At 68.8% G+C, this 23,788-nt stretch carries 23 protein-coding genes; 19 read left to right on the forward strand and 4 right to left on the reverse strand.

Annotated elements, in window-relative coordinates:
• Positions 1-20: 20 nt before the first annotated feature.
• Complete coding sequence (locus LCL87_RS18400) at positions 21-653, reverse strand: B-4DMT family transporter (RefSeq protein WP_225022294.1); 633 nt, start codon at positions 651-653, stop codon at positions 21-23.
• 102 nt (positions 654-755) lie between these two features.
• On the opposite strand from LCL87_RS18400, the gene LCL87_RS18405 reads away from it, so the two are divergent.
• The 17 genes from LCL87_RS18405 to LCL87_RS18485 all read left to right on the forward strand — a co-directional run bounded on the left by LCL87_RS18405 (position 756) and on the right by LCL87_RS18485 (position 18,961).
• On the forward strand, positions 756-1,874 hold the full coding sequence (locus tag LCL87_RS18405) for a M24 family metallopeptidase (protein WP_225022296.1): 1,119 nt from the start codon (positions 756-758) through the stop codon (positions 1,872-1,874).
• Positions 1,875-1,890: 16 nt separating this feature from the next.
• Positions 1,891-2,454 carry an elongation factor P gene (gene efp / locus LCL87_RS18410; RefSeq protein ID WP_225022298.1) on the forward strand — a complete coding sequence of 188 codons (564 nt, stop codon included), beginning with the start codon at positions 1,891-1,893 and terminating at the stop codon, positions 2,452-2,454.
• Positions 2,455-2,958, forward strand: a complete 504-nt coding sequence (gene nusB, locus LCL87_RS18415; protein ID WP_225022300.1) for a transcription antitermination factor NusB — start codon at positions 2,455-2,457, stop codon at positions 2,956-2,958.
• A 193-nt stretch (positions 2,959-3,151) separates the two neighbouring features.
• Positions 3,152-3,760: a bifunctional pyr operon transcriptional regulator/uracil phosphoribosyltransferase PyrR gene (gene pyrR / locus LCL87_RS18420; RefSeq protein WP_225022302.1), complete on the forward strand. Its 609-nt coding sequence runs from the start codon at positions 3,152-3,154 to the stop codon at positions 3,758-3,760.
• Positions 3,757-4,698, forward strand: coding sequence for an aspartate carbamoyltransferase catalytic subunit (locus tag LCL87_RS18425; protein ID WP_225022310.1), 942 nt, complete (start codon positions 3,757-3,759; stop codon positions 4,696-4,698). The genes pyrR and LCL87_RS18425 overlap by 4 nt, the downstream gene beginning before the upstream one ends.
• A 56-nt stretch (positions 4,699-4,754) precedes the next feature.
• Positions 4,755-6,074 (forward strand): dihydroorotase, encoded by a 1,320-nt coding sequence (locus LCL87_RS18430; protein WP_225022312.1) that lies wholly within the window; start codon positions 4,755-4,757, stop codon positions 6,072-6,074.
• Positions 6,075-6,076: 2 nt separating this feature from the next.
• The gene (locus LCL87_RS18435; RefSeq protein WP_225022313.1) at positions 6,077-6,619 is read left to right on the forward strand and encodes a PH-like domain-containing protein; all 543 of its coding nucleotides are present in this window, start codon (positions 6,077-6,079) and stop codon (positions 6,617-6,619) included.
• Positions 6,616-7,776 carry a glutamine-hydrolyzing carbamoyl-phosphate synthase small subunit gene (gene carA / locus LCL87_RS18440; protein ID WP_225022315.1) on the forward strand — a complete coding sequence of 387 codons (1,161 nt, stop codon included), beginning with the start codon at positions 6,616-6,618 and terminating at the stop codon, positions 7,774-7,776. Before LCL87_RS18435 ends, carA begins: the two co-directional genes overlap by 4 nt.
• Positions 7,776-11,129, forward strand: coding sequence for a carbamoyl-phosphate synthase large subunit (gene carB / locus LCL87_RS18445; protein WP_225022317.1), 3,354 nt, complete (start codon positions 7,776-7,778; stop codon positions 11,127-11,129). The genes carA and carB overlap by 1 nt, the downstream gene beginning before the upstream one ends.
• Positions 11,129-11,965 carry an orotidine-5'-phosphate decarboxylase gene (gene pyrF, locus LCL87_RS18450; protein ID WP_225022319.1) on the forward strand — a complete coding sequence of 279 codons (837 nt, stop codon included), beginning with the start codon at positions 11,129-11,131 and terminating at the stop codon, positions 11,963-11,965. Before carB ends, pyrF begins: the two co-directional genes overlap by 1 nt.
• Before the next feature lie 479 nt (positions 11,966-12,444).
• Positions 12,445-12,765: an integration host factor, actinobacterial type gene (mihF, locus tag LCL87_RS18455; RefSeq protein ID WP_005513442.1), complete on the forward strand. Its 321-nt coding sequence runs from the start codon at positions 12,445-12,447 to the stop codon at positions 12,763-12,765.
• Between the two features lie 78 nt (positions 12,766-12,843).
• Positions 12,844-13,410 carry a guanylate kinase gene (gene gmk / locus LCL87_RS18460; RefSeq protein WP_225022321.1) on the forward strand — a complete coding sequence of 189 codons (567 nt, stop codon included), beginning with the start codon at positions 12,844-12,846 and terminating at the stop codon, positions 13,408-13,410.
• Positions 13,411-13,497: 87 nt separating this feature from the next.
• Positions 13,498-13,782: a DNA-directed RNA polymerase subunit omega gene (gene rpoZ, locus LCL87_RS18465; RefSeq protein ID WP_207390550.1), complete on the forward strand. Its 285-nt coding sequence runs from the start codon at positions 13,498-13,500 to the stop codon at positions 13,780-13,782.
• A gap of 14 nt (positions 13,783-13,796) precedes the next feature.
• A complete protein-coding gene (gene coaBC, locus LCL87_RS18470; RefSeq protein WP_225022323.1) occupies positions 13,797-15,083 on the forward strand; it encodes a bifunctional phosphopantothenoylcysteine decarboxylase/phosphopantothenate--cysteine ligase CoaBC in 1,287 nt (428 codons plus the stop codon).
• A gap of 171 nt (positions 15,084-15,254) precedes the next feature.
• Positions 15,255-16,466 (forward strand): methionine adenosyltransferase, encoded by a 1,212-nt coding sequence (gene metK, locus LCL87_RS18475; RefSeq protein WP_225022325.1) that lies wholly within the window; start codon positions 15,255-15,257, stop codon positions 16,464-16,466.
• Between the two features lie 22 nt (positions 16,467-16,488).
• Complete coding sequence (locus LCL87_RS18480) at positions 16,489-18,510, forward strand: primosomal protein N' (RefSeq protein WP_225022655.1); 2,022 nt, start codon at positions 16,489-16,491, stop codon at positions 18,508-18,510.
• Between the two features lie 31 nt (positions 18,511-18,541).
• Positions 18,542-18,961 carry a hypothetical protein gene (locus tag LCL87_RS18485; protein ID WP_225022327.1) on the forward strand — a complete coding sequence of 140 codons (420 nt, stop codon included), beginning with the start codon at positions 18,542-18,544 and terminating at the stop codon, positions 18,959-18,961.
• Positions 18,962-19,018: 57 nt separating this feature from the next.
• On the opposite strand, the gene LCL87_RS18490 is transcribed toward LCL87_RS18485, so the two are convergent.
• Together LCL87_RS18490 and corA are read right to left on the reverse strand one after the other, a co-directional pair.
• Positions 19,019-19,366 carry an EthD domain-containing protein gene (locus LCL87_RS18490; RefSeq protein ID WP_225022329.1) on the reverse strand — a complete coding sequence of 116 codons (348 nt, stop codon included), beginning with the start codon at positions 19,364-19,366 and terminating at the stop codon, positions 19,019-19,021.
• Between the two features lie 68 nt (positions 19,367-19,434).
• A complete protein-coding gene (gene corA, locus LCL87_RS18495) occupies positions 19,435-20,451 on the reverse strand; it encodes a magnesium/cobalt transporter CorA (RefSeq protein ID WP_225022331.1) in 1,017 nt (338 codons plus the stop codon).
• A gap of 195 nt (positions 20,452-20,646) precedes the next feature.
• Here corA and LCL87_RS18500 point away from each other — a divergent pair, with 195 nt between their 5' ends.
• The gene (locus tag LCL87_RS18500; protein ID WP_510850811.1) at positions 20,647-21,642 is read left to right on the forward strand and encodes an esterase/lipase family protein; all 996 of its coding nucleotides are present in this window, start codon (positions 20,647-20,649) and stop codon (positions 21,640-21,642) included.
• A 26-nt stretch (positions 21,643-21,668) separates the two neighbouring features.
• Here LCL87_RS18500 and LCL87_RS18505 read toward each other — a convergent pair whose 3' ends face one another.
• The gene (locus LCL87_RS18505; RefSeq protein WP_225022335.1) at positions 21,669-21,875 is read right to left on the reverse strand and encodes an ATP-dependent DNA helicase RecG; all 207 of its coding nucleotides are present in this window, start codon (positions 21,873-21,875) and stop codon (positions 21,669-21,671) included.
• A 118-nt stretch (positions 21,876-21,993) separates the two neighbouring features.
• On the opposite strand from LCL87_RS18505, the gene LCL87_RS18510 reads away from it, so the two are divergent.
• Entirely contained in the window at positions 21,994-23,751 is a 1,758-nt protein-coding gene (locus LCL87_RS18510; protein WP_225022337.1) for an alpha/beta-hydrolase family protein, read from the forward strand.
• The last annotated feature ends 37 nt before the right edge of the window (positions 23,752-23,788 follow it).

Below are 23,788 nucleotides of genomic sequence, written 5' to 3' on the forward strand. Positions count from 1 at the left end.
GTCCGGTCCGCCCGTCGCTGCTACTTGCCCGCGCGGTGTGCCCCGCCCTGCCCGCCGTCCGGATCGACCGGGCTGAAGACCTCGGTGGCGGATTCGTCGGCCGCGGGGTTGTAGCCGCTCTCGGTGCCGTGCTCGTACGACCACTCGCTGCCGACATGGTTCTCGGCCGCGTCCTCCTCGACTGCGAGGTCCGCGTCGTGCTCGTACGCCACCGAGTCGTGGGCGTCCTTCGATTCGCGGCCGGCGAGGAAACGGCCCAGTGCCACGGCGATCGACGCGGGAACGAAGACCAGCAGGACCGTGAACGCGGCGCCGGAGGTGACCTCGAAGAACAGCGAGCCGTTGGTGACAGCGATGTCGAAGACGAGTCCGACGAACCACGACACCGCCCCGGCGAGGATGCCGGCCACGAAGGCCGCCTTGAGCCACATCATCGTGAGATCCGCGGAGTCGTCGGGATCGGGATGGGCGCGCCGGTCCCGAATGCCGTCCAGGGCGCCCCACAGGAAGGCGGCGAGGATCACGACGATCAACGAGAACCACCGCAGGATGCTGCCCTGCTGGGGCCACTGCGTCACCGCGGCGCCCAGGAAAGTGCGCACCACAGCGTGTACCAAAGCCAGACCGAGACCACGTACGACCCACCCATTCATGTGACACAGCGTAACCAGCAGGATTCCGTGCTTGTGTCGTAACCCACACAAACGCCTCGAAGAGGCGTCGGACACGTCAGGGTGTCGGGGTAGTTTCGGTACATGTCGATCCATGAGGTGACCACGTCGACCGCGGCGCGTCGGGCCAGGCTCCGGGCGATCCTGCGGGAGCGGGAACTCGATGCGCTGCTCGTGACCGACCTGCTCAACATCCGGTACCTGACAGGGTTCACGGGATCGAATGCCGCGCTGATCGTTTCGGCGTCCGACGAGGCCGGGTCCGAGGATCGGACCGTCATCGCCACCGACGGCCGGTACCTCGTGCAGGTGGGGGAGCAGGTCGCCGATCTGCGTGCCGAGATCGCCCGGGCGTGTGCGCCGGGTCTCCTGGAACTCGCGACATCGTGGGGCGCCGGCCGACTCGGGTTCGAGAGCCATGTGGTCACCGTCGATCAGCACGCCGCGTGGCGCGACACGGCGCCGCGGGTCGAACTTGTGCGCTCACCCGGGATCGTCGAGCGACTGCGCGAGGTCAAGGACGAGGACGAGGTCGACCTGTTGCGGCGCGCGTGTGCGGCCGCGGACGCTGCGCTCGCTGCGCTGATCGAGCGCGGGGGACTCCGTCCCGGTCGTACCGAGCGGGAGGTGGCTCGCGAACTGGAGTGGCTGATGTTCGAACGGGGCGCCGACGGCATCTCGTTCGAGACGATCGTTGCCGCCGGTCCCAACTCCGCCGTGCCGCATCATCGGCCCACGGGAGCGGTGCTGGCCTCGGGCGACTTCGTGAAGCTGGACTTCGGCGCCCAGATCGGCGGCTACCACTCGGACATGACTCGCACGTACATCCTCGAGAAGGCAGCCGACTGGCAGCGCGACCTCTACGACCTGGTCGCGCGGGCGCAGGCGGCCGGTCGCGCGGCTCTGACGCCGGGCGTGCCGGTCGGTTCGGTGGACGCGGCGGCCCGGTCGGTGATCGAGGACGCCGGATACGGTGACCTGTTCCTGCACGGATTGGGGCACGGCGTCGGACTCGAGATCCACGAAGCGCCCGGGATCGGCAAGCTCGGCACCGGTACACTGCTTGGCGGTGCGGTGGTGACCGTCGAGCCGGGTGTGTACTTCTCCGGGCGCGGTGGCGTCAGGATCGAGGACACGCTCGTCGTTCGCGAGCAGGGGCCGGAACTCCTCACTCTCACCAGCAAGGATCTCGCAATCGTCTGAAGGAGACGCGAACTAAGTGGCAGACACCAGTGATTTCAAGAACGGGCTCGTACTGAAGATCGAGGGCCAGCTCTGGCAGATCATCGAGTTCCAGCACGTCAAGCCGGGCAAGGGCCCTGCGTTCGTGCGCACCAAGATGAAGAACGTCCTGTCCGGCAAGACTGTCGACAAGACCTTCAACGCGGGTGTCAAGGTCGAGACCGCCACGGTCGACCGCCGCGACATGACCTACCTGTACCACGACGGTAGCGACTACATCTTCATGGACGGCGACACCTACGACCAGATCCCGATCAGCGAGGGCACCGTCGGTGACGGCGCGCGCTTCCTGCTCGAGAACATGCAGGTCCAGGTCGCCACGCACGAGGACGCCCCGCTGTTCGTCGAGCTCCCGGTCACGGTCGAGCTCGAGGTCAAGCACACCGATCCGGGTCTGCAGGGCGACCGCTCCACGGGTGGCACCAAGCCGGCCACGCTCGAGACCGGCGCAGAGATCCAGGTTCCGCTGTTCATCAACACGGGCGACAAGCTCAAGGTCGACTCGCGTGACGGCAACTACCTCGGGCGCGTGAATTCCTGAGTGTCGGGCACGCATAAGAAACTCGGAGCACGTCACAAGGCCCGCAAGCGGGCCGTCGACTTCCTGTTCGAGGCCGAGGCGCGCGACGTCGATCCGGTCGACCTCGCGGACGAGCGGTCGGATCTGGCGGGCCGCGACGATTCGGTGGCGCCCGTCGCCCCGTACACGGTGACGGTCGTCCAGGGTGTCGCGGAGAACCTGGACCGGCTGGATCAGGTGATCGAGTCGCACCTGCAGGACTGGACTCTCGACCGCCTGCCTGCGGTGGACCGGGCGATCCTGCGGATCGCCGTGTGGGAGCTGTTCCATGCAACCGACGTGCCGCCCGTCGTGGCCGTCGACGAGGCCGTCGAACTGGCCAAGGAACTCTCCACCGACGATTCGCCGGGCTTCGTGAACGGGGTGCTGGGCCAGGTCGTCCTGGTCGCCCCCCAGGTTCGGGCTGCTGCTGCCGCGACCTCGCAGCGCTCGAACACCGAGAACACCGAAGACGACGAGTCCTGACGTGTCGACGCTGCCGCCCATTCCCGTCACGGGGTGGGCGGCAGCGTCGTCCGTACGACCCTGGGCGTAGTGGCGTCCGGGGCCGTGGAGTCGCACTACCCGGAATCTGGCGCGGCCGCGGCCGCTGATAGGCTGAGCCGCGTCAGACATCCTTTAACGATCCGTCCAGAGAGGCGGAGAAGGAGGTCGCTGTATGCCTACGCCCGAAGGGCCCTCGTCCGGCATTCCTGCGAACGCTCGCGAGTTGTTGTCCCCGGCCGATGTCGGCAGGACCATCGCCCGTATCGCACACCAGATCATCGAGAAGACCGCTCTCGACGCCACAGACGGCTCCGCCCCGCGCGTCGTCCTGATCGGAATTCCCACCCGCGGCACGACGCTCGCCGCCCGCCTCGCCGACAAGATCGAGGAGTTCGCGGGTGTCCGTCCGCCGGTCGGTTCCCTCGACATCACGCTCTACCGTGACGACCTGCGGACCAAGCCGCACCGTCCGCTCGAGCGGACGTCGGTGCCGGACGGCGGCGTCGACAACGCGCTCGTCGTCCTCGTCGACGACGTCCTGTTCTCCGGCCGCACGGTCCGCTCCGCACTCGACGCGCTGCGCGACCTCGGCCGACCGCGCGCAGTCCAGCTGGCGGTCCTGGTCGACCGCGGTCACCGTGAGCTGCCGCTGCGCGCCGATTACGTCGGCAAGAACGTGCCCACCGCACGCACCGAGGACGTCGCCGTGCTCCTGGCCGAGCACGACGGCAAGGACGGCGTCGTGCTGTCGAGTGGGAACGCAGAGGAGATCGAGAAGTGAAGCACCTGCTCTCCATCGCGGACCTGAACCGGGATTCCGCGACCGAGCTACTCGACGAGGCCGAGCGTTTCGAGCAGGCCCTGCTCGGGCGTGAGGTCAAGAAGCTGCCGACCCTGCGCGGCCGGACGGTGATGACGGTCTTCTTCGAGAATTCCACCCGCACGCGGGTGTCGTTCGAGGTCGCCGGCAAGTGGATGAGTGCCGACGTGATCAACGTCAGCGCGTCCAGCTCGTCGGTCTCGAAGGGCGAGTCGCTGCGCGACACCGCGATGACGCTGCGCGCGGCCGGCGCCGACGCGCTGATCGTCCGGCATCCGGCGTCGGGTGCGGCGCACCAGATCGCGGCGTGGACCGGTGCGGCCGAGGACGGCGGCCCCGCGATCATCAACGCCGGCGACGGCACGCACGAACACCCCACGCAGGCACTGCTCGACGCGCTCACCCTTCGTCAGCGTCTCGGTGGCATCGAGGGCCGCCGCATCGTGGTCGTCGGCGACATCCTGCACAGCCGGGTGGCGCGGTCGAACGCGCTGCTGCTGTCGATGCTCGGCGCCGAGGTGGTCCTGGTGGCCCCCCGGACGCTGCTGCCCGCCGGTGTCGAGACGTGGCCGGTGCGGGTGTCGCATTCCCTCGACGCGGAACTGCCCGGTGCCGACGCGGTCCTGATGCTGCGCGTGCAGGCCGAGCGGATGAACGGCGGGTTCTTCCCGTCGCCGCGCGAGTACTCGATCACGTACGGACTCAACGAGAAGCGTCTCGGGCTGCTCGACGATCACGCCGTGGTGCTGCACCCCGGTCCGATGCTGCGCGGCATGGAGATCGCGTCGTCGGTGGCTGATTCGCCGAAAGCTGCCGTGCTGCAGCAGGTCACGAACGGTGTCCACGTCCGGATGGCAGTGCTGTTCCGGTTGCTGGTGGGAACGGAAGAGGTCGCGTGAGCGACCTGAACACAACAAGTATCGAAAAGACGAGAAACGAGAAGGTGGCGCCGCAGATGTCCGCGAGCGGGAACGTGTTGATCCGAAACGTTCTGGTGTACGGGGAGGGCGAGCCGACCGATCTGCTGCTGGGCGGCGGCCAGATCCTCGAGATCGGCACCGGTCTGAGCGCAGGCGACGACGTCGAGGTGATCGACGGCGCGGGCCAGATCCTGCTGCCCGGCTTCGTCGACATGCACACGCACCTGCGTGAGCCGGGGCGCGAGGACACCGAGACCATCGACACCGGTTCCGCGGCGGCGGCCCTCGGTGGGTACACCGCGGTCTTCGCGATGGCGAACACCAGCCCGGTCGCCGACTCGGCCGTGATCACCGATCACGTGTGGCGTCGCGGCCAGGAGGTCGGCCTCGTCGACGTGCACCCGGTCGGTGCGGTCACGGTCGGCCTCGCGGGCAAGCAGCTCGCCGAGATGGCGACGATGGCCGCCGGTGTCGGCAAGGTGAAGCTGTTCTCCGACGACGGCCACTGCGTCGCCGACCCGCTGATCATGCGCCGCGCGCTCGAGTACTCGGCCTCGCTCGGTGTCCTCATCGCGCAGCACGCGGAGGAGCCGCGCCTGACCGTCGGTTCGGTCGCACACGAGGGACCGACCGCGGCGCGTCTCGGCCTGACCGGCTGGCCCCGCGCCGCCGAGGAGTCGATCGTCGCGCGCGACGCGCTACTGGCCCGCGATGCCGGTGCTCGCGTGCACATCTGCCACGCCTCCACCGCGGGCTCCGTCGAGCTCGTCAAGTGGGCGCGCGGTCAGGGCATCGCCATCACCGCCGAGGTCACCCCGCACCACCTGCTGCTCGACGACTCGCGTCTCGAGACTTACGACGCGGTCAACAAGGTCAACCCGCCGCTGCGCGAGGCCTCCGATGTCGCTGCGCTGCGCAAGGGTCTGGCCGAGGGGATCATCGACTGCGTGGCCACCGATCACGCGCCGCACGCCGAACAGGACAAGTGCTGCGAGTTCTCCCAGGCGCGTCCCGGCATGCTCGGGCTCGAGACGGCGCTGTCCATCGTCGTGGACACGATGGTCCGTCCCGGTCTGCTCGACTGGCGCGGCGTCGCCCGCGTGATGAGCGAGCGTCCCGCCGAGATCGTCGGACTCGACGACCAGGGCCGCCCGATCGCGGTGGGTGAGCCGGCCAACCTGGTGCTCGTCGACCCCGACACAGAGTGGACGGTGCACGGGCCGGAACTGGCCAGCGTCGCGAACAACACGCCGTACGAGTCGATGACCCTGCCGGCGAAGGTCACCGCTACCGTGCTGCGCGGCCGCGTCACGGCTCGCGACGGCAAGGTGCGGCCGCTCGGAGAGGCTCGGTAGTCATGGAACGAATCCTGTGGGTGGTCGGCTGCATCGCGGTATGGGCACTGCTGGTGTTCCTGATGTATCGCGGGTGGAAGGGCCGGGCCAGGCGCCAGGCCGACCGGATCGGCGAGCTGCCGCAGGTGCCCGCGGATCTCGGTGATCGGTTGATCGCGCCGAGCACGGGCCTGTACGTGGGCAGCACACTCGCCCCGAGCTGGCAGGACCGCGTCGCGGTCGGTGATATCGGATTCCGGGCGACCGGCGAGATCAGCCGGTGGTCGCGAGGCATCCTGCTCGAGCGCGACGGCGCGTCGGCGATCTGGATCCCGGAGGCGTCGATCCGGGCGATCCGGACCGAACGCGGACTGGCCGGAAAAGTTATGACGAAGGACGGAGTCCTGGTGATCCGGTGGGAGTTGCCCACCGGCACCGAGATCGATACGGGATTCCGTGGAGACGACAAGACGGTGTACCCGGACTGGGTGCGCGAGACAGACAGTGATGACACAGCGAATGCGGCGGGCTCTGGTGAGGTCGAGCAGAACGGAGAAGACGCATGAGCGGCTTTGACAGCAATACAGCGGTCCTGGTTCTCGAGGACGGCCGCGTCTTCCGCGGGACCACCTTCGGCGCCGTGGGACAGACCCTGGGCGAGGCGGTCTTCAGCACCGGCATGACCGGCTACCAGGAGACCCTGACCGATCCCAGCTACCACCGTCAGATCGTGGTGTCGACGGCACCGCAGATCGGCAACACCGGCTGGAACCAGGAGGACAACGAGTCGGTCGGCCCGACCGGCAAGTCCTCCGAGTCGAAGATCTGGGTGGCGGGCTACGTCGTGCGCGATCCCTCGCGCCGCACCTCCTCGTGGCGCGCGACCGGCTCGCTGCAGGACGAGCTCGAGCGTCAGGGCGTCGTCGGCATCGCGGGCATCGACACCCGCGCGCTGGTCCGCCACCTGCGCACCCGCGGCTCGATGCGCGCCGGCGTCTTCTCCGGCGAGGCCCTGGCCGACGTCGACGTCCTGCTGGATCGGGTCAAGACTCAGCCGTCGATGCTCGGCGCCGACCTGGCCGGCGAGGTGTCCACCCCGAACGGCTACATCGTCGAGCCCGCCGGCGGCGAGGCCCGCTTCACCGTCGCGGCCATCGACCTCGGCATCAAGACCAACACCCCGCGGATGTTCGCCGAGCGCGGCATGCGGGTGCACGTGCTGCCGTCCACCGCGACGCTGCACGACATCCTCGACATCAAGGCCGACGGCGTCTTCCTGTCCAACGGCCCGGGCGACCCGGCCACCGCGGACGGTGCGGTCCACCTCACCAAGGAGGTGCTGGGCCAGGGGCTGCCGCTGTTCGGCATCTGCTTCGGCAACCAGATCCTCGGCCGGGCGCTGGGCATGAGCACCTACAAGATGAAGTTCGGTCACCGCGGTATCAACATCCCGGTCGTCGAGCACGAGACCGGCCGTATCGCGATCACCGCGCAGAACCACGGCTTCGCCCTCGAAGGTGAGGCCGGCCAGGAGTTCGACACCCCGTTCGGTCGCGCCGTGGTCAGCCACACGTGCGCCAACGACGGCGCCGTCGAGGGCGTGCGCCTGCTCGACGGCTCGGCGTTCTCGGTGCAGTACCACCCCGAGGCCGCGGCCGGTCCGCACGACGCCGCGTACCTGTTCGATCGTTTCGCCACCATGCTCGAGGGAGTCAAGAAGTAATGCCACGTCGTACAGATCTCGAGCACATCCTGGTCATCGGCTCCGGCCCGATCGTCATCGGACAGGCCTGCGAGTTCGACTACTCGGGCACACAGGCGTGCCGCGTCCTCCGTGAGGAGGGCCTGCGCGTGAGCCTGGTCAACTCGAACCCCGCCACGATCATGACCGACCCCGAATTCGCCGACTCCACGTACGTCGAGCCGATCACGGCCGAGTTCGTCGAGAAGGTCATCGCCCGTGAGGCCGCGAACGGCCACAAGATCGACGCGGTCCTCGCGACGCTCGGTGGCCAGACGGCGCTCAACACCGCCGTCGCACTGCACGAGCAGGGCATCCTGGAGAAGTACGACGTCGAGCTGATCGGCGCCGACTTCGACGCGATCCAGCGCGGCGAGGACCGTCAGAAGTTCAAGGACATCGTCGAGAAGGTCGGCGGCGAGTCCGCGCGCTCGCGGGTCTGCTACACGATGGAAGAGGTCAAGGCCACCGTCGCCGAGCTCGGCTACCCGGTGGTCGTGCGCCCGTCCTTCACGATGGGCGGCCTGGGCTCGGGCATGGCGTACGACGAGGTCGACCTCGAGCGCATCGCCGGCGGCGGCCTGGCCGCGTCGCCCACCGCGAACGTCCTGATCGAGGAGTCCATCCTCGGCTGGAAGGAATACGAGCTCGAGCTGATGCGCGACGGCCGCGACAACGTCGTGATCGTCTGCTCCATCGAGAACGTCGACCCGGTCGGCGTCCACACCGGTGACTCGGTCACCGTCGCCCCGGCGATGACTCTGACCGACCGCGAGTACCAGGACATGCGCGACCTCTCGATCGCGATCCTGCGCGAGGTCGGCGTCGACACCGGCGGCTGCAACATCCAGTTCGCGATGGATCCGAAGGACGGCCGCCTCGTCGTCATCGAGATGAACCCGCGCGTGTCGCGTTCGTCGGCGCTGGCGTCGAAGGCGACCGGTTACCCGATCGCGAAGATGGCGGCCAAGCTGGCCATCGGCTACACGCTCGACGAGATCGTCAACGACATCACGAAGGAGACGCCGGCCTGCTTCGAGCCGACGCTCGACTACGTCGTCGTCAAGGCCCCGCGCTTCGCGTTCGAGAAGTTCCCCGGCGCCGACGGCACGCTGACCACGACGATGAAGTCGGTCGGCGAGGCCATGTCGATCGGCCGCAACTTCACCGAGGCGTTCGGCAAGGTCCTGCGCTCGCTCGAGACCAAGCGGGCCGGCTACTGGACGGGCCCCGAGGTCGAGGGCACCCTCGACGAGCTGCTCGAGGCCATCAAGGTCCCGACCGACGGCCGCATGTACCAGATCGCGCAGGCCTTCGAGCTGGGCGCGACGCTCGAGCAGCTGTTCGACGCCACCAAGATCGATCCGTGGTTCCTCGACCAGATGCAGCAGATCATCGAGCTGGGGGACAAGGTTCGCGCCGCGGAGACGTTCGGCGAGACCGACCTGCGGTTCGCCAAGCACCACGGCTTCTCGGACCGTCAGATCGCCGCGCTGCGCCCGCAGCAGTTCGGCGGCGACGGACAGTCGGGGGAGGACGCGGTCCGCGCACTCCGCAACGAGCTGAACGTCCACCCGGTCTACAAGACCGTCGATACGTGTGCCGCCGAGTTCGAGGCCAAGACCCCGTACCACTACTCGACCTACGAGCTCGATCCCGAGGCCGAGACCGAGGTCGCGCCGCAGACCGAGCGCCCCAAGGTCCTGATCCTCGGCTCGGGCCCGAACCGCATCGGTCAGGGCATCGAGTTCGACTACTCGTGTGTCCACGCCGCGCAGACGCTGTCCGAGGCCGGCTACGAGACCGTCATGGTCAACTGCAACCCCGAGACCGTCTCGACCGACTACGACACGGCCGACCGCCTGTACTTCGAGCCGCTGACGTTCGAGGACGTGCTCGAGGTGTACCGCGCCGAGACCCTGTCCGGCACCGTCGCCGGCGTCATCGTCCAGCTCGGTGGCCAGACGCCGCTGGGCCTGGCCAAGCGTCTCAAGGCCGCCGGTGTCCCGATCGTCGGCACCAGCCCCGAGGCCATCGACCTGGCCGAGGACCGCGGCGAGTTCGGCCGTGTCCTCACCGAGGCCGGTCTGCCGGCGCCGAAGTTCGGCACCGCCACCACCTTCGAGGGTGCGCGCGACATCGCGTCGGGCATCGGGTACCCGGTGCTGGTGCGTCCGTCGTACGTGCTCGGCGGCCGCGGCATGGAGATCGTGTACGACGAGAAGTCGCTCGAGAACTACATCTCCCGCGCCACCGAGATCTCCGACGACCGGCCGGTGCTGGTCGACCGCTTCCTGGAGGACGCGGTGGAGATCGACGTCGACGCGCTGTGCGACGGCACCGAGGTGTACCTCGGCGGCGTGATGGAGCACATCGAGGAGGCCGGTATCCACTCCGGTGACTCGGCCTGTGCGCTGCCGCCGATCACCCTCGGCCGCGCCGACCTCGAGAACGTGCGCCGCTCCACCGAGGCGCTCGCCAAGGGCATCGGCGTCAAGGGCCTGCTCAACGTGCAGTACGCGCTCAAGGACGACATCCTCTACGTCCTCGAGGCCAACCCGCGCGCGTCGCGGACCGTGCCGTTCGTCTCGAAGGCCACCGCGGTGCAGCTGGCCAAGGCGTGTGCTCGGGTCATGCTGGGCGAGTCGATCGCCGACCTGCGGGCCAACGGCATCCTCCCGGCCGAGGGCGACGGCGGCCACGCGCCGATCGACGCTCCGGTCGCGGTCAAGGAAGCGGTGCTGCCGTTCAACCGGTTCCGTCGCGCCGACGGCACCGGCATCGACACGCTGCTGAGCCCGGAGATGAAGTCCACCGGTGAGGTCATGGGCATCGACGCGGACTTCGGTACCGCGTTCGCCAAGAGCCAGACCGCGGCGTACGGCTCGCTGCCGACCAGCGGCTCGGTGTTCGTCTCGGTCGCCAACAAGGACAAGCGTTCGCTGATCTTCCCGGTCAAGCGCCTCGCCGACCTCGGCTTCCGGATCCTGGCCACCGAGGGCACCGCGGACGTCCTGCGCCGCAACGGCATCACGTGCGAAGAGGTGCACAAGCAGTCCGGTGAGGACCTGCCCGAGGGCGCCCGCACCATCGTCGACCAGATCAAGGCCGGCGAGGTCGACATGGTGATCAACACCCCGTACGGCAACTCCGGCCCGCGCGTCGACGGCTACGAGATCCGCAGCGCCGCGGTGTCGAAGAGCGTTCCGTGCATCACCACCGTGCAGGGTGCGTCGGCGGCCGTCCAGGGCATCGAGGCCGCCATCCGTGGCGACATCGGCGTCCAGTCGCTGCAGGACCTGCACTCGCGCCTGCGTCAGCCGGCGTCGCAGTGATGACCGCTCACAAGTCGTTCGGGGCGCGGCTCCACGAGGCGACGGGCCGGCACGGCTCGCTGTGCGTCGGCGTGGACCCGCACCCCGAGTTGCTCGAGGCGTGGGGTCTGCCCGACAGCGTCGAGGGTCTCGAGCAGTTCAGTGAGATCTGCGTCGAGGCGTTCGTCGGGCAGGTGGCGCTGGTGAAGCCGCAGGTCGCATTCTTCGAGGCGTACGGTTCCGGCGGCCTGGCAGTCCTGGAACGGACCGTCTCGGTGCTGCGGGAGGCCGGGACGCTCGTGCTGTCCGACGCCAAGCGGGGCGACATCGGGACCACCATGAACGCGTATGCGCGGGCATGGCTGGGCGCGGGGTCGCCGCTCGAGTCGGACGCGGTGACGGTGTCGCCGTATCTGGGATTCGGGTCGCTCGAGCCTGCGCTGGAGTTGGCGGAGCGCAACCACGGCGGACTGTTCGTCCTGGCGGCGACGTCCAATCCGGAGGGCGCGCAGGTCCAGCTGTCCACCGCGGCGGACGGCCGCAGGATCAGTCAGGTCATGGTCGACGAGGCCGCCGCCCGCAACGCCGGCGCGGACGTCCTCGGATCGATCGGTGTCGTCGTGGGCGCGACGCTGACCGAGGCACCCGACCTCGGTGCACTTCACGGCCCGATCCTGATGCCCGGCGTCGGGCATCAGGGCGGCACCGCGGACGACGTCCGACGACTCGCGGGCGCCAGCCTGCGCTCAGTCGTCCCGAGCGTCTCGCGTGAGGTTCTGCGTGCGGGACCGTCCGTGACGGCGCTACAGGAGGCCGTGGGCCGTTCGGTGGACGCCTTCGCATTCCTCCAGGACTGACCGCGCCGATTCGAGCGTGAAATCCGGCAGGGGCCGGGCCCGGTGAACTCACCGGGTCCGGCCCTTTGTCGTTGTGGGGGTGTCGTTTCCGGCACGATGCGGACGCGCGACACGCACACCGGCCGACGGATTTCCGTGATTTCTTCCGAATTTTTCCGACACGTCGTGCCGTTGTGACCCAACTGTGTGCCACGCCACGTCGAAAAGTCGGGTCTCGGGCGGTCCGGCGGTCGCAAAACACCACTTCACCTGCGATGTTGTTGTCAAACAGACTTTCGGGTCCGGCGTCGATGCGTGAATCGGCCGGCGTGTGGACAGCCATTCGAACACGCCATCGAACGGACACATATCCCACCCGAATCGGGCGTCTACGTCGGGGGGTGGGTTAGCAATCGTCGCCCCACGTGGGTACGGTCGCTATCGCCCCTGGTTATCCGGGGGTTGTAGACCATATGTGCACACGATGAGACGGAGGAACCGTGGCCCTTCCCCAGTTGACCGATGAGCAGCGCGCTGCTGCTTTGGAGAAGGCGGCTGCCGCCCGTAAGGCCCGGGCTGAGCTCAAGGAGCGCCTCAAGCGCGGCGGCACCGACCTGAAGCAGGTCCTGAAGGATGCCGAAGAGGACGAGATCCTCGGCAAGATGAAGGTCTCGGCACTGCTCGAGGCTCTGCCCAAGGTGGGCAAGGTCAAGGCTCAGGAGATCATGACCGAGCTGGAGATCGCCCCGACCCGCCGCCTGCGTGGTCTCGGCGACCGTCAGCGCAAGGCTCTGCTGCAGCGCTTCGATTTCGAGGCCTGAGCGCGACACGTGAATTCTGACGCAGAAAACGTGTCAGGCGGCAGTGTCGTCTCGGTTGAGTCCGAGACAGGCAGCGCAGTGCGGAGGGGTCGGCTGGTAGTACTGGCCGGCCCCTCGGCCGTGGGTAAGTCCAGCGTCGTGCGGCTGCTGCGGGAGCGTTTCCCCGAGGTTGTCTTCAGCGTCTCGGCCACCACCCGCGACCCGCGTCCGGGCGAGGTGGACGGTCAGGACTACCACTTCGTCACGCGCGAGGAGTTCGACCGCATGATTGCGGCGGGTGACCTGCTCGAATGGGCGGAGATCCACGGCGGTCTGCAGCGTTCGGGAACGCCGGCCGAGCCGGTTCGCCGGGCGCTGAGCGAGGGCAAGCCGGTTCTGCTCGAGGTGGATCTGGTGGGTGCGCGTTCGGTGCGGGCCGCGATGCCGGAGGCAGTGCTGGCGTTCATGGCGCCCCCGAGCTGGGACGTGCTGGTCGCTCGTTTGACGGGCCGTGGAACCGAACCCGCCGACGTCGTCGAGCGCCGACTCCAGACCGCGAAGGTGGAACTCGCCGCGCAGGACGAGTTCGACACGGTCATCGTGAACGAGGACGTCAGCGACGCCTGCGACGAGTTGGTATCCTTGTTGGCTGGACGACAGGTCTAGGCACCGTCGCCCCTATTTCCGACATTTCGATTTGCCAGTTACCCAGTCCAGTTCAGGAGAAACCGAGTGAGCAGCACCGAAGCAGTTGTGTCCGACACCGCAGGTCGGGGCGCCCTGCCTGCCTACGACACCCCGCTCGGCATCACCAACCCGCCGATCGACGAGTTGCTCGAGCGCACGTCGTCGAAGTACGCCCTGGTCATCTACTCGGCCAAGCGCGCACGGCAGATCAACGACTACTACAACCAGCTCGGTGACGGCATCCTCGAGTACGTCGGCCCGCTCGTCGAGCCGGGTCTGCAGGAGAAGCCGCTGTCGATCGCGCTGCGCGAGATCCACGCCGACCTGCTCGAGCACACCGAAGGCGAGTGAGCGGAGTAACGCCCGTGTCAGATCGGGAAGCCGATTCGGCGACCGACGAGTCGGGGGTTTCCCCGGCGCGCAAGCGGATCGTCGTCGGCGTCGGTGGCGGTATCGCCGCGTACAAGGTGTGTGCGCTCATCCGCAGCTTCACCGAGAGCGGCCACAGCGTCCGGGTGATCCCCACCGAGGCCGCGCTGCAGTTCGTGGGCCGCGCGACGTTCGAGGCTCTGTCGGGCAACCCGGTGCAGACCGGGGTGTTCGCGGACGTCCCGGAAGTGGCGCACGTGCGCCTCGGTCAGGAAGCCGACCTCGTCGTCATCGCTCCGGCCACCGCGGACCTCATGGCCCGCGCCGTGGCGGGCCGTGCCGACGACCTGCTGACCGCGACGCTCCTCACGGCGCGTTGCCCGGTGGTGTTCGCGCCCGCGATGCACACCGAGATGTGGGAGCACGCGGCGACCGTGTGGAACGTCGCGACGCTGCGTGAACGCGGCAACGTCGTCATCGAACCGGCTTCCGGCCGGCTCACCGGCAAGGACACCGGCGCGGGCCGGATGCCCGAGCCCGAGGAAATCTTCGCGCTGGCCTCCCTGCTCCTCGAACGGACCGAGGCGCTGCCGCGGGATCTCGAGGGCCACCGACTGGTCGTGTCGGCCGGCGGGACGCGCGAACCTCTCGACCCGGTCCGTTTCCTCGGAAACCGCAGTTCCGGCAAGCAGGGCTACGCGATCGCGCGCCTCGCCGCCCAGCGCGGCGCCCAGGTGACGCTCGTCGCGGGTGCGGTTGCCGATCTCGGGGACCCTGCCGCGGTCGACGTCGTCCGCGTCCGCACCGCCGAGGAGATGCGCGAGGCGGTCATGAAGCATGCCGTCGAGGCAGACGCCGTGATCATGTCGGCGGCCGTTGCGGACTTCCGTCCCGCAACCGTGGCCGCCAGCAAGATCAAGAAGGGTGCGGCGGACGAGCCGGATTCGATTCCACTGGTCCGGAACGAGGACATCCTTGCCGGACTCGTGCAGGCCCGTCGCGAAGGCACGATCGCGTCGTCGACAGTGATCGTCGGATTTGCGGCCGAGACCGGTGACGAGACCGGCGGGGTGCTCGACCACGCCCGCACCAAACTCGCCCGCAAGGGTTGCGATCTGCTGGTCGTCAATGCGGTCGGCGACGGCAAGGCGTTCGAGATGGACCACAACGACGGCTGGCTGCTCGGTGCCGACGGCACCGAGACGACGATCGAACCGGGTTCGAAGTCGCTGATGGCAAGTCGCGTCCTCGACGCGCTGGCCGGTCTGCTGGTCCCCGAGTAACACACTGCGCGAGCAGTTGCCGCCGGGGACGGCTTCCTGGCACTAGGGTCGTCCGCGGTATTGAATAGAAGTCGAAATCAAAATCAGCTCAGGTGTCGTATCGAGTCCCCGGAATCCGGTAGCCCGGGTTCGGCGAGGTGAGATTCGGGCAGAACGTCGAGAGGGAGATCTGTGAGCACGTCCGGCAAGCGGCTATTCACCAGTGAGTCCGTGACCGAAGGTCATCCGGACAAGATCTGTGATGCGATCAGTGACTCCATCCTCGACGCGTTGCTCGAGAAGGATCCGCGCAGCCGCGTCGCGGTCGAGACCCTGGTGACCACCGGGCAGGTTCACGTCGCCGGCGAGGTCACCACGGCCGCCTACGTCGACATCCCGAAGATCGTGCGCGACAAGGTGCTCGAGATCGGCTACGACTCCTCGGCCAAGGGCTTCGACGGCAACTCGTGCGGTGTCAACATCGCGATCGGCGCCCAGTCGCCCGAGATCGCCCAGGGTGTCGATCACTCGCACGAGGCCCGCGTCGACGGTGTCTCCGACGACGAGATCGACCGCCAGGGCGCCGGCGACCAGGGATTGATGTTCGGGTACGCGTGCACCGACACGCCGGAACTGATGCCGCTGCCGATCGCGCTGGCACACCGCCTGTCGCGTCGACTGACCGAGGTCCGCAAGACCGGCGTGCTGCCGTACCTGCGCCCGGACGGCAAGACCCAGGTCACGATCGAATACGACGGTGACCGTCCGGTTCGCCTCGACACGGTGGTCATCTCGACTCAGCACGCCGCCGACATCGATCTCGACAACCTGCTGACCCCGGATCTGCGCGAGAAGGTCCTCGGCCACGTCCTGTCGGAGCTGACCATTCCGCTCGATACCTCCGACGTCCGACTGCTGGTCAACCCGACGGGCAAGTTCGTGCTCGGCGGTCCGATGGGCGACGCCGGTCTGACCGGCCGCAAGATCATCGTCGACACCTACGGCGGCATGGCCCGCCACGGCGGCGGCGCGTTCTCCGGCAAGGATCCGTCGAAGGTGGACCGCTCGGCCGCGTACGCGATGCGCTGGGTCGCCAAGAACGCCGTCGCGGCCGGTCTCGCCGATCGCATCGAGGTCCAGGTAGCCTACGCGATCGGCAAGGCCGCCCCGGTCGGCCTGTTCGTCGAGGCGTTCGGCACCGAGAAGGTCGACATCGCGAAGATCCAGCAGGCGATCAGCGAGGTCTTCGACCTGCGTCCCGGCGCGATCATCCGGGACCTGGACCTGCTTCGCCCGATCTACTCGGACACCGCGGCGTACGGCCACTTCGGTCGCACCGACGTGGACCTGCCCTGGGAGCGCACCGACCGCGCGGAGAAGCTGCGCGCGGCCGCCGGCCTCTGATCGCGACCGAGAGATCGGTTCGCTGACCGGCACCGACAAGACAGCGGCAGCACACGCGCCCGTGGCGCGAGTGCTGCCGCTGCTTCCTGTTGCGCACCTGGACCGGGAGTTCGACTACCTGATTCCCGCCGAGCTCGACGATCAGGCACAGCCAGGAGTGCGGGTGCGGGTCCGGTTCTCGGGCCGCCTGGTCGACGGCTACCTCCTCGAACGGATCGAATCCAGCGATCACCCCGGCAAACTCGGCTGGCTGGACCGCGTCGTCTCGGCCGAACCCGTCCTCACCACCGAGGTTCGGGGCCTGGTCGACGCGGTGGCCCAGCGGTACGCCGGCACCCGGACCGACGTCCTGCGGCTGGCCGTCCCGCCCCGACACGCCAAGGTCGAGTCGGAGGAGTGGGCCCCGCGGCCGGCGCCGGAGCCCCCGAAGGCGGACCGGGAACCGTGGTCCGTGTACACCCACGGCGTCAACTTCCTGGAGGCACTCGAGGCGGGGCGTGGGCCCCGCGCCGCATGGCAGGCCCTCCCCGGCGAGGACTGGACCGCGCGGTTGGCCGAACTGGCCGGCGTAGTCGCCGCGACCGGCCGCGGCGTGATCCTCGTGGTACCCGACCAGCGCGACCTCGACCGACTGCTCGCGGCGTGCGAGAGCGTCGTCGGCGCCGATCACGTCGTGGGACTCGCGGCGGGCCTCGGCCCGGCAGCCCGGTACCGCCGCTGGCTCGCCGCCCTGCGGGGCACGGCACGGATCGTCGTGGGCACCCGGGCCTCGGTCTTCGCGCCCGCACCGGATCTCGGTCTGATGGTGGTCTGGGACGACGGCGACAGCAGTCTGTCGGAGCCGCGCTCGCCGTATCCGCACGCCCGGGAGGTCGCGCTGTTGCGGGCCCACTCGACCGGGTGCGCCGTGGTGATCGCGGGTCACGCGCGGACCGCGGAGGCGCAGGCCCTGGTCGATTCCGGATGGGCACACGATCTCGTGGCGTCTCGGGACGTCGTGCGGGCACGGGCGCCGATGATCACCGCGCTCGCGGACAGCGATCATGCGCTGGCCCGCGACCCGGGTGCGCGCGCGGCCCGGCTGCCGGGCATCGCGTTCGCGGCGGCCCGTCAGGCCCTGGCCGCGGGACACGGTGTGCTGGTTCAGGTTCCGCGTCGCGGCTACGTGCCCTCGCTGGCGTGTGCCAAGTGCCGGGCGCCTGCACGATGTCGTCGGTGCAACGGCCCGCTGTCGTTGCCGGCGGCCGCGGGACCGGACGGCGCGGGCTCGCCGACCTGCAAGTGGTGCGGTGTCGCCGACACCAACCACCGTTGCCACGCGTGCGGTGCCCGGGCGCTGCGGGCAGTCGTCGTCGGCGCCGGCCGCACCGCCGAGGAACTGGGCCGGGCGTTCGCCGGGTTCGCGGTGCACACGTCCGGCGGATCCGACGTCAAGACCGAGATCTCACAGGGGCCCAAACTGGTCGTATCGACGGTCGGTGCGGAACCGGTGATGCCCGGCGGGTACGGGGCGGCACTGCTGCTCGACGGCTGGGCGCTGCTGGGCCGTGCGGATCTGCGGGCCGCAGAGGAGACGCTGCGCCGGTGGATGACGGCGTCGGCGCTCGTGCGGCCGCACGGTGACGGGGGACAGGTCGTGGTGGTGGCAGACTCCGGGATCCCCACCGTGCAGGCGCTGGTGCGTTGGGATCCGGTGTGGCATGCCCGCGCCCAACTCGAGGAACGGACCGAGGTCGGCTTCCCCCCGGCCGTGCACCTCGCGGCGATCGACGGGACCGTCGCGTCGATCGGGGAGATACTCGACCTCGCGGCGCTGCCCGAATCGGCAGAGGTGCTCGGGCCGGTGCCGCTGCCCCCGGGTGAACGACTTCCGTTCTCGAGCGACGAACCGGAACCGGAGGATGTGGAGCGGATGCTCGTCCGGGTGCCCCGCGCCGACGGGCGGGCGCTCGCGAAGGCGCTGGCCGAGGCGCGGGCGGTGCGCAGTGCTCGCCGATCGACGGGGCCGGTGCGCGTGCAGGTGGACCCGCTGCGGATCGGCTGAGATGATGTCCGGACGGCGAGGAGGTGCACCGATGAAGCGTCAGCGTTTACGTCGAGCGGTCGTCGTTGCCGGCGCCGCGGCCGCGCTGTCGTTCGTGGCACAACCGGCGACCGCCGCGCCGACCGACACTGTCTTCCCGATTCCCATTGCAGGGTTCGGAATCTCTTCGCCGGGCCTCCCGGCCGCGGGTGCCGGCTACTTGATCGCCGGCACCGACCCGGAGACGCCGGGAGTCACCCGGTTCCGCCCCGCCGGGACGTACTGCTGCGTCCTCGTCAATTGGCGCAACCTCTCGACCGGAGCTGCCGACACCGTGTACCTCGGATATCCGAGTGTCGATGCCCGCACCGGCTCCGGGATCGTGGTCGCGACCGTCACGGCACCACCCCCGGCGCCCGGGTACCAACTCCTGGCAATGCTCCCGGGCGCCGGCGTCTGGACGGTGCCCTGACCGTCAGAACTGTCCCGGTGGTGCCTCAGCCGACGTCCGGAATCCCGGGCATCCCATCTAGCTCTCGTGGACCTCGACGATGTACATGCGGTTGCGGGACCGATCGAGGAACTTCTCCTCGTCGGCCTCGATCGCCGCGGCCACCTCGGGCTGCGAGTGCGTGGCGATCATGGCGTCGTAGGCGGCCCGGTCGGCGAAGAAGAACTCGCTGATCACGTCGAAGTCCGGATCCGGGGCGCCGGCCGCGCCCAGCATGTTGCCGCGGTCGAGGTAGTTGCGGCGGTACTCGCCGATCTGCGGCAGCAGGCTCCGGATGAGCTTGGCGTGGTTGTTCTCGTAGTAGTCGACGAACTCCGCGTGCGTGAGTTCGGGCTTACGGGCCAGGAGCGCAACGGCTTTGATCATGTCGGCACGCTAGAGGCTTCACGGCAGCATCGGCAGGTGTGATCCCGCTCACCGGTACGGGCTACGTGTCAGAGCCAGCGCTGGCGTTTGAACACGAGATACAGCGTCACCGAGGTCGCGACCATGAGCAGGACGGCCATCGGATAGCCGAACTGCCAACCGAGTTCGGGCATGTGGTCGAAGTTCATCCCGTACACGGTGCCGACCAGCGTCGGTGCGAAAAGTATTGCGGCCCAAGCGGAGACCTTCTTGACCTCCTCGTTCTGGGCGAGGCTGGTGAGCGTGAGACGGCGCATCTCCTCGTTCTGCTGCTGCGCAACGAGGGTGGCGTGCACTGTCAGAGCGGTCTGCAGGTGGGCGCGTGACGAGTCGGCGCGCTCGACGATCCGGAGGGTGTGGTCCAGCACGTCGCGCAGGTGCCGTCGGAGTTCGAGATCGACGTGGTACTTGTCGGATCCGCGTTCGAGGGCCTCGAGGATCGACACGAGCGGATGGGTGGCGCGCTGGAAGTCGATCACCTCGCCGGAGAGGTCGTAGATGCGCCGGGCCACGGCGGGGTCGCCGGTGAAGACCTGGTTCTCGATCTCGTCGATGTCGTTCTCGAGGCCCGCCGCGACGGGCAGGTACTCGTCGACGACCTGGTCGAGGATCGCGTACAGGACCGCCTCGGGCCCCAGTTTCAGCAGGTCGGGGGAGCCTTCGAGGCGGTGTCGGACCTGCGCCAGGTCGGGGGACTCCGCGTGGCGGATGGTGACGACGAAATCCTGTCCGACGAACAGGTGCACCTCGCCGAACTCGACCTTCTCGACGTCGTCGAGGTAGCGGGCGGGGCGGAGCACCACGAACAGGGTCTGGTCGTAGCGCTCGAGTTTGGGACGTTGATGGGCGGCGATGGTGTCCTCGACCGCGAGGTGGTGCAGGCCGAATTCGTGGGCGAGCGAATCGACTTCGGCCGCGTCCGGGCGGTACAGGCCGATCCAGGCCATGCCGTCGTGGTCCCGCATGCTGCGGTAGGTGCAGTCGAGAGACGTCGGCGTGTCCACACGCTTGCCGTCGACGTACACGGCGTTGTCCACGATGGCCATCAGTGCCCCTGATTCTCTCGCGCAATGGCCATATTCCACCACGTTCAGGGTCCTGCCGGTCCGATCTCCGAGGGGTGGTCGTCGGTGCTGTGGTGTCGTTCCGCGATCGTGATCTCATCCACCGGCCTGCAATGCGGCACCACGGGAACGATCTTGATAGACACACACCAGGAGTTCCTGTCGGGGGAGGTGCGCATGGGCCGAGTGATGCGAATGGTCGCGGTGAACGTGGGATTCGTCCTCGCGGTCGGTGTCGGGGGCGCTGGTGCGACCGCCGCTGCGGATCCGGTCGGGTCCGCCTCAGCAGTACCGTCCTACGTCGTCCCCGTGGAACCGGGGCCCGTGCAGACCCGGCACGCGGCGGCGCTGGCGTACGCGGAGGAGCATCCGGACTCGGCGCCGCCCGGCGCGAACGACTTCGGGTGCCGTCCGGTGCCCGCGCACCCGAATCCGGTCGTCCTCGTCCACGGAAGCGATTCCGACTCGTACACCGATTGGGCGGCATTGTCGCCGATGCTCGCCGATCGCGGCGCCTGCGTGTTCACGCTCAACTACGGTTCCGACGGCAAGCCCGGCAAGTACGCGCGCGGCGACATGGCCGGCAGTGCCCGCGAGGTCGGCGAGTTCGTCGACCGGGTTCGTGCGGCGACGAACGCGACGAAGGTCGACCTGGTCGGCTACTCGCAGGGCGCCACCGTCGCGCGGTACTACGTCAACCGTCTCGGTGGTGCCACCGTCGTCGATCGGTGGGTGGGCGTTGCGTCGCCCACCTACGGCGGAAACATGTACGGCATCGTGACACTGCTCAAACTGTTGCCGCGCCCCGACCGCATCGTCGAGTGGCTCACCTCGGAGGCGATCAGTCAGCAGATGCAGGGATCGCCGTTCCTCGCCGCGCTCAACGCCGGCGGCGACACGGTGCCCGGCGTCCGGTACACGACGATCGGGTCGCGCTACGACGAGATGATCCAGCCCCACGGCAACATCGCGTTGCGGGACCCGGGCGCGACGAATCTGCTGGTGCAGGACCTGTGTTCCGAGAACCGGGGCGGGCACTTCAACATGGTCTACGACCCGTTCGCGCTCGCACTGGTGGCGCGTGAACTCGACCCCGCGGCACCCGCGCCGGTGTGCCGCCCGGTTCCGTTGGGCACCGGGATCCTCGAGATGATCGTCGTCAGCAACTCCTGACGATCAGCTTCCGGCGGCCGCTGCGGTCACTCGGCGAGTTTCGCCACGGCCTGTGCCCAGAGGAAGAACTTGTTGGTGCCCAGGTCTCGCACGGTCCGGATGCCGAAGGCGGCCAGCAGGTGTTCGGCGTCGGAGTCGCTGACCCCCTGCAAGGCCGAGACCGGTGCGTCGGCGAGGTCGTCGACCGAGCGTGATTCGAAGGCCTTGTCGAACTTGCTGGCGATTCCCGTCATTGTCGACCTCCACACGGTGGGTTACGGTCAGGTTCGGCACTCGCAGTAGAGCGCAGGACACGGCGGACGCGCCGAGGTTGCGGCGTCGAAACGGTGTCGAGGCCTTATCGTTCCGGCCATGACTGCAGCTATCCGGGCATCCGACCCGGGTGCGGACGGTGCCGACGGCACCGCGGACGCACCCGGCGACGACGGTGCCGCCACCTTGTCCGTGAGTCGTCGTGCCGTGAGGCGGCTGCGGGACTACGGACGCGGGCTGCACCCGGTGGGACTCGCTGTCGCGCTGGTGCTGTTCACGTGGTCGATCAGCCCGTCGCTGCTGCCCCGGGCCTGGTATCTGCAGGGGGTGGCGACCGGTATCTCGGTCGCCGCGGGCTACGGCTTCGGTTGTCTCGCCGCGTGGGTGGTGCGCTCGTGCGGCGTGCAGCCGGCCTGGTCGGCGCGCACCAAACGGATCGGCTGGTGGATTCTCGGCGCCGCCGCCGTGATCCTCATCCCCGTATTCCTGGTACTCGGAGGGGTGTGGCAGAACTACGTCCGTGACCTCGTCGGAATCGAGCGCACCAATCAGGCCAACGTGCTGCTGGTGGCGCTCATCGCTCTCGTGGTGTGGTTCGTGCTGCTCGAGGCGTCGCGGGGGATCCGGGTCGGGACCCGGAAGCTCGCCGCGCTGGCCCGGCGCCTGATTCCGCGTCCCGCGGCCAATGTGGCGGGCCTGACGGTCGCCGTCGTGCTTGCCGTCCTGCTCGTCAACGGCGCGCTCTACAACGGCCTGGTCGCGTTCGCGAACTGGAGCTTCTCGGGCGCCGACACCGCGACCGCTGCGGGCGTCGAACAGCCGACCGTGCCCGAACGGAGCGGGTCACCGGCGTCCGCGCAGGCGTGGGACACGCTCGGGCAGGAGGGACGCACGTTCGTCGGCCGTGGGCCGGGAGCCGCCGAGATCACCGCCGTCACCGGGCGTCCCGCGAAGGAGCCGATCCGGGTGTATGCCGGACGGGAGTCGGCCGAGTCCGTGCCCGCGGTCGCGAACCTGGTCGTCGCCGAACTGGATCGGACGAAGGCCTGGGAGCGAAAGGTCCTGGCCGTCAACACCACGACGGGACGCGGCTGGGTCAACCAGAGCGTGGCGTCGTCGCTCGAGTACATCGAGGCCGGCGACACCGCGATCGCGTCCATGCAGTACTCGTTCCTGCCCAGTCCGCTGGCGTTCATCGCCGACCGGGAGAGCCCGCAGATCGCCGGGCGCGCCCTCTTCAACGCGGTGTTCTCGCGGTGGATCGACCTGCCCGTCGAGACGCGGCCCAAACTCGTGGTGTTCGGCGAGAGCCTCGGGTCCTACGGTGGCCAGAACGCCTTCGCGGGCTTCCAGGACATGGCCGCCCGTGTCGACGGCGGACTGTGGGTGGGAACCCCGAACTTCACGCCGCAGTGGCAGGAGGTGACCGCCGAACGGGATCCCGGCTCGCCCGAGATCCTGCCGATCGTCGGGGACGGCGCTTCGGTGCGGTTCGCGTCAGATCCCGAGGACCTCGATCTCGGCACGCCGTGGAAGCCGCGGCGGATCGTGTACTGGCAGCACGCGAGCGACCCCATCGTGTGGTGGTCGCCGAGCCTGCTGTTCAACCAGCCCGACTGGCTGAAGGAGCCGCGGGGCCGCGACGTGGATCCCAACATGACGTGGATGCCGTTCGTGACCTTCTGGCAGGTGACGCTGGACATGGTGTTCTCCGCCGACGTCCCGGACGGGCACGGTCATTCGTACGGGCCCGAGGCCACCGGAATCTGGGCGCGAATTCTGCAGCCCGAGGGGTGGTCCGACGCCGACACCGCGCGGGTGCAGGCGGCGCTGACCGGCGAGGAGAGCGCTCCGTAGAATCGCGGGGTGAACCCTCTTCCGGCACCGCCGGGAT

Source organism: Prescottella equi (assembly GCF_020171745.1).
Taxonomy (GTDB): domain Bacteria; phylum Actinomycetota; class Actinomycetes; order Mycobacteriales; family Mycobacteriaceae; genus Prescottella; species Prescottella equi_A.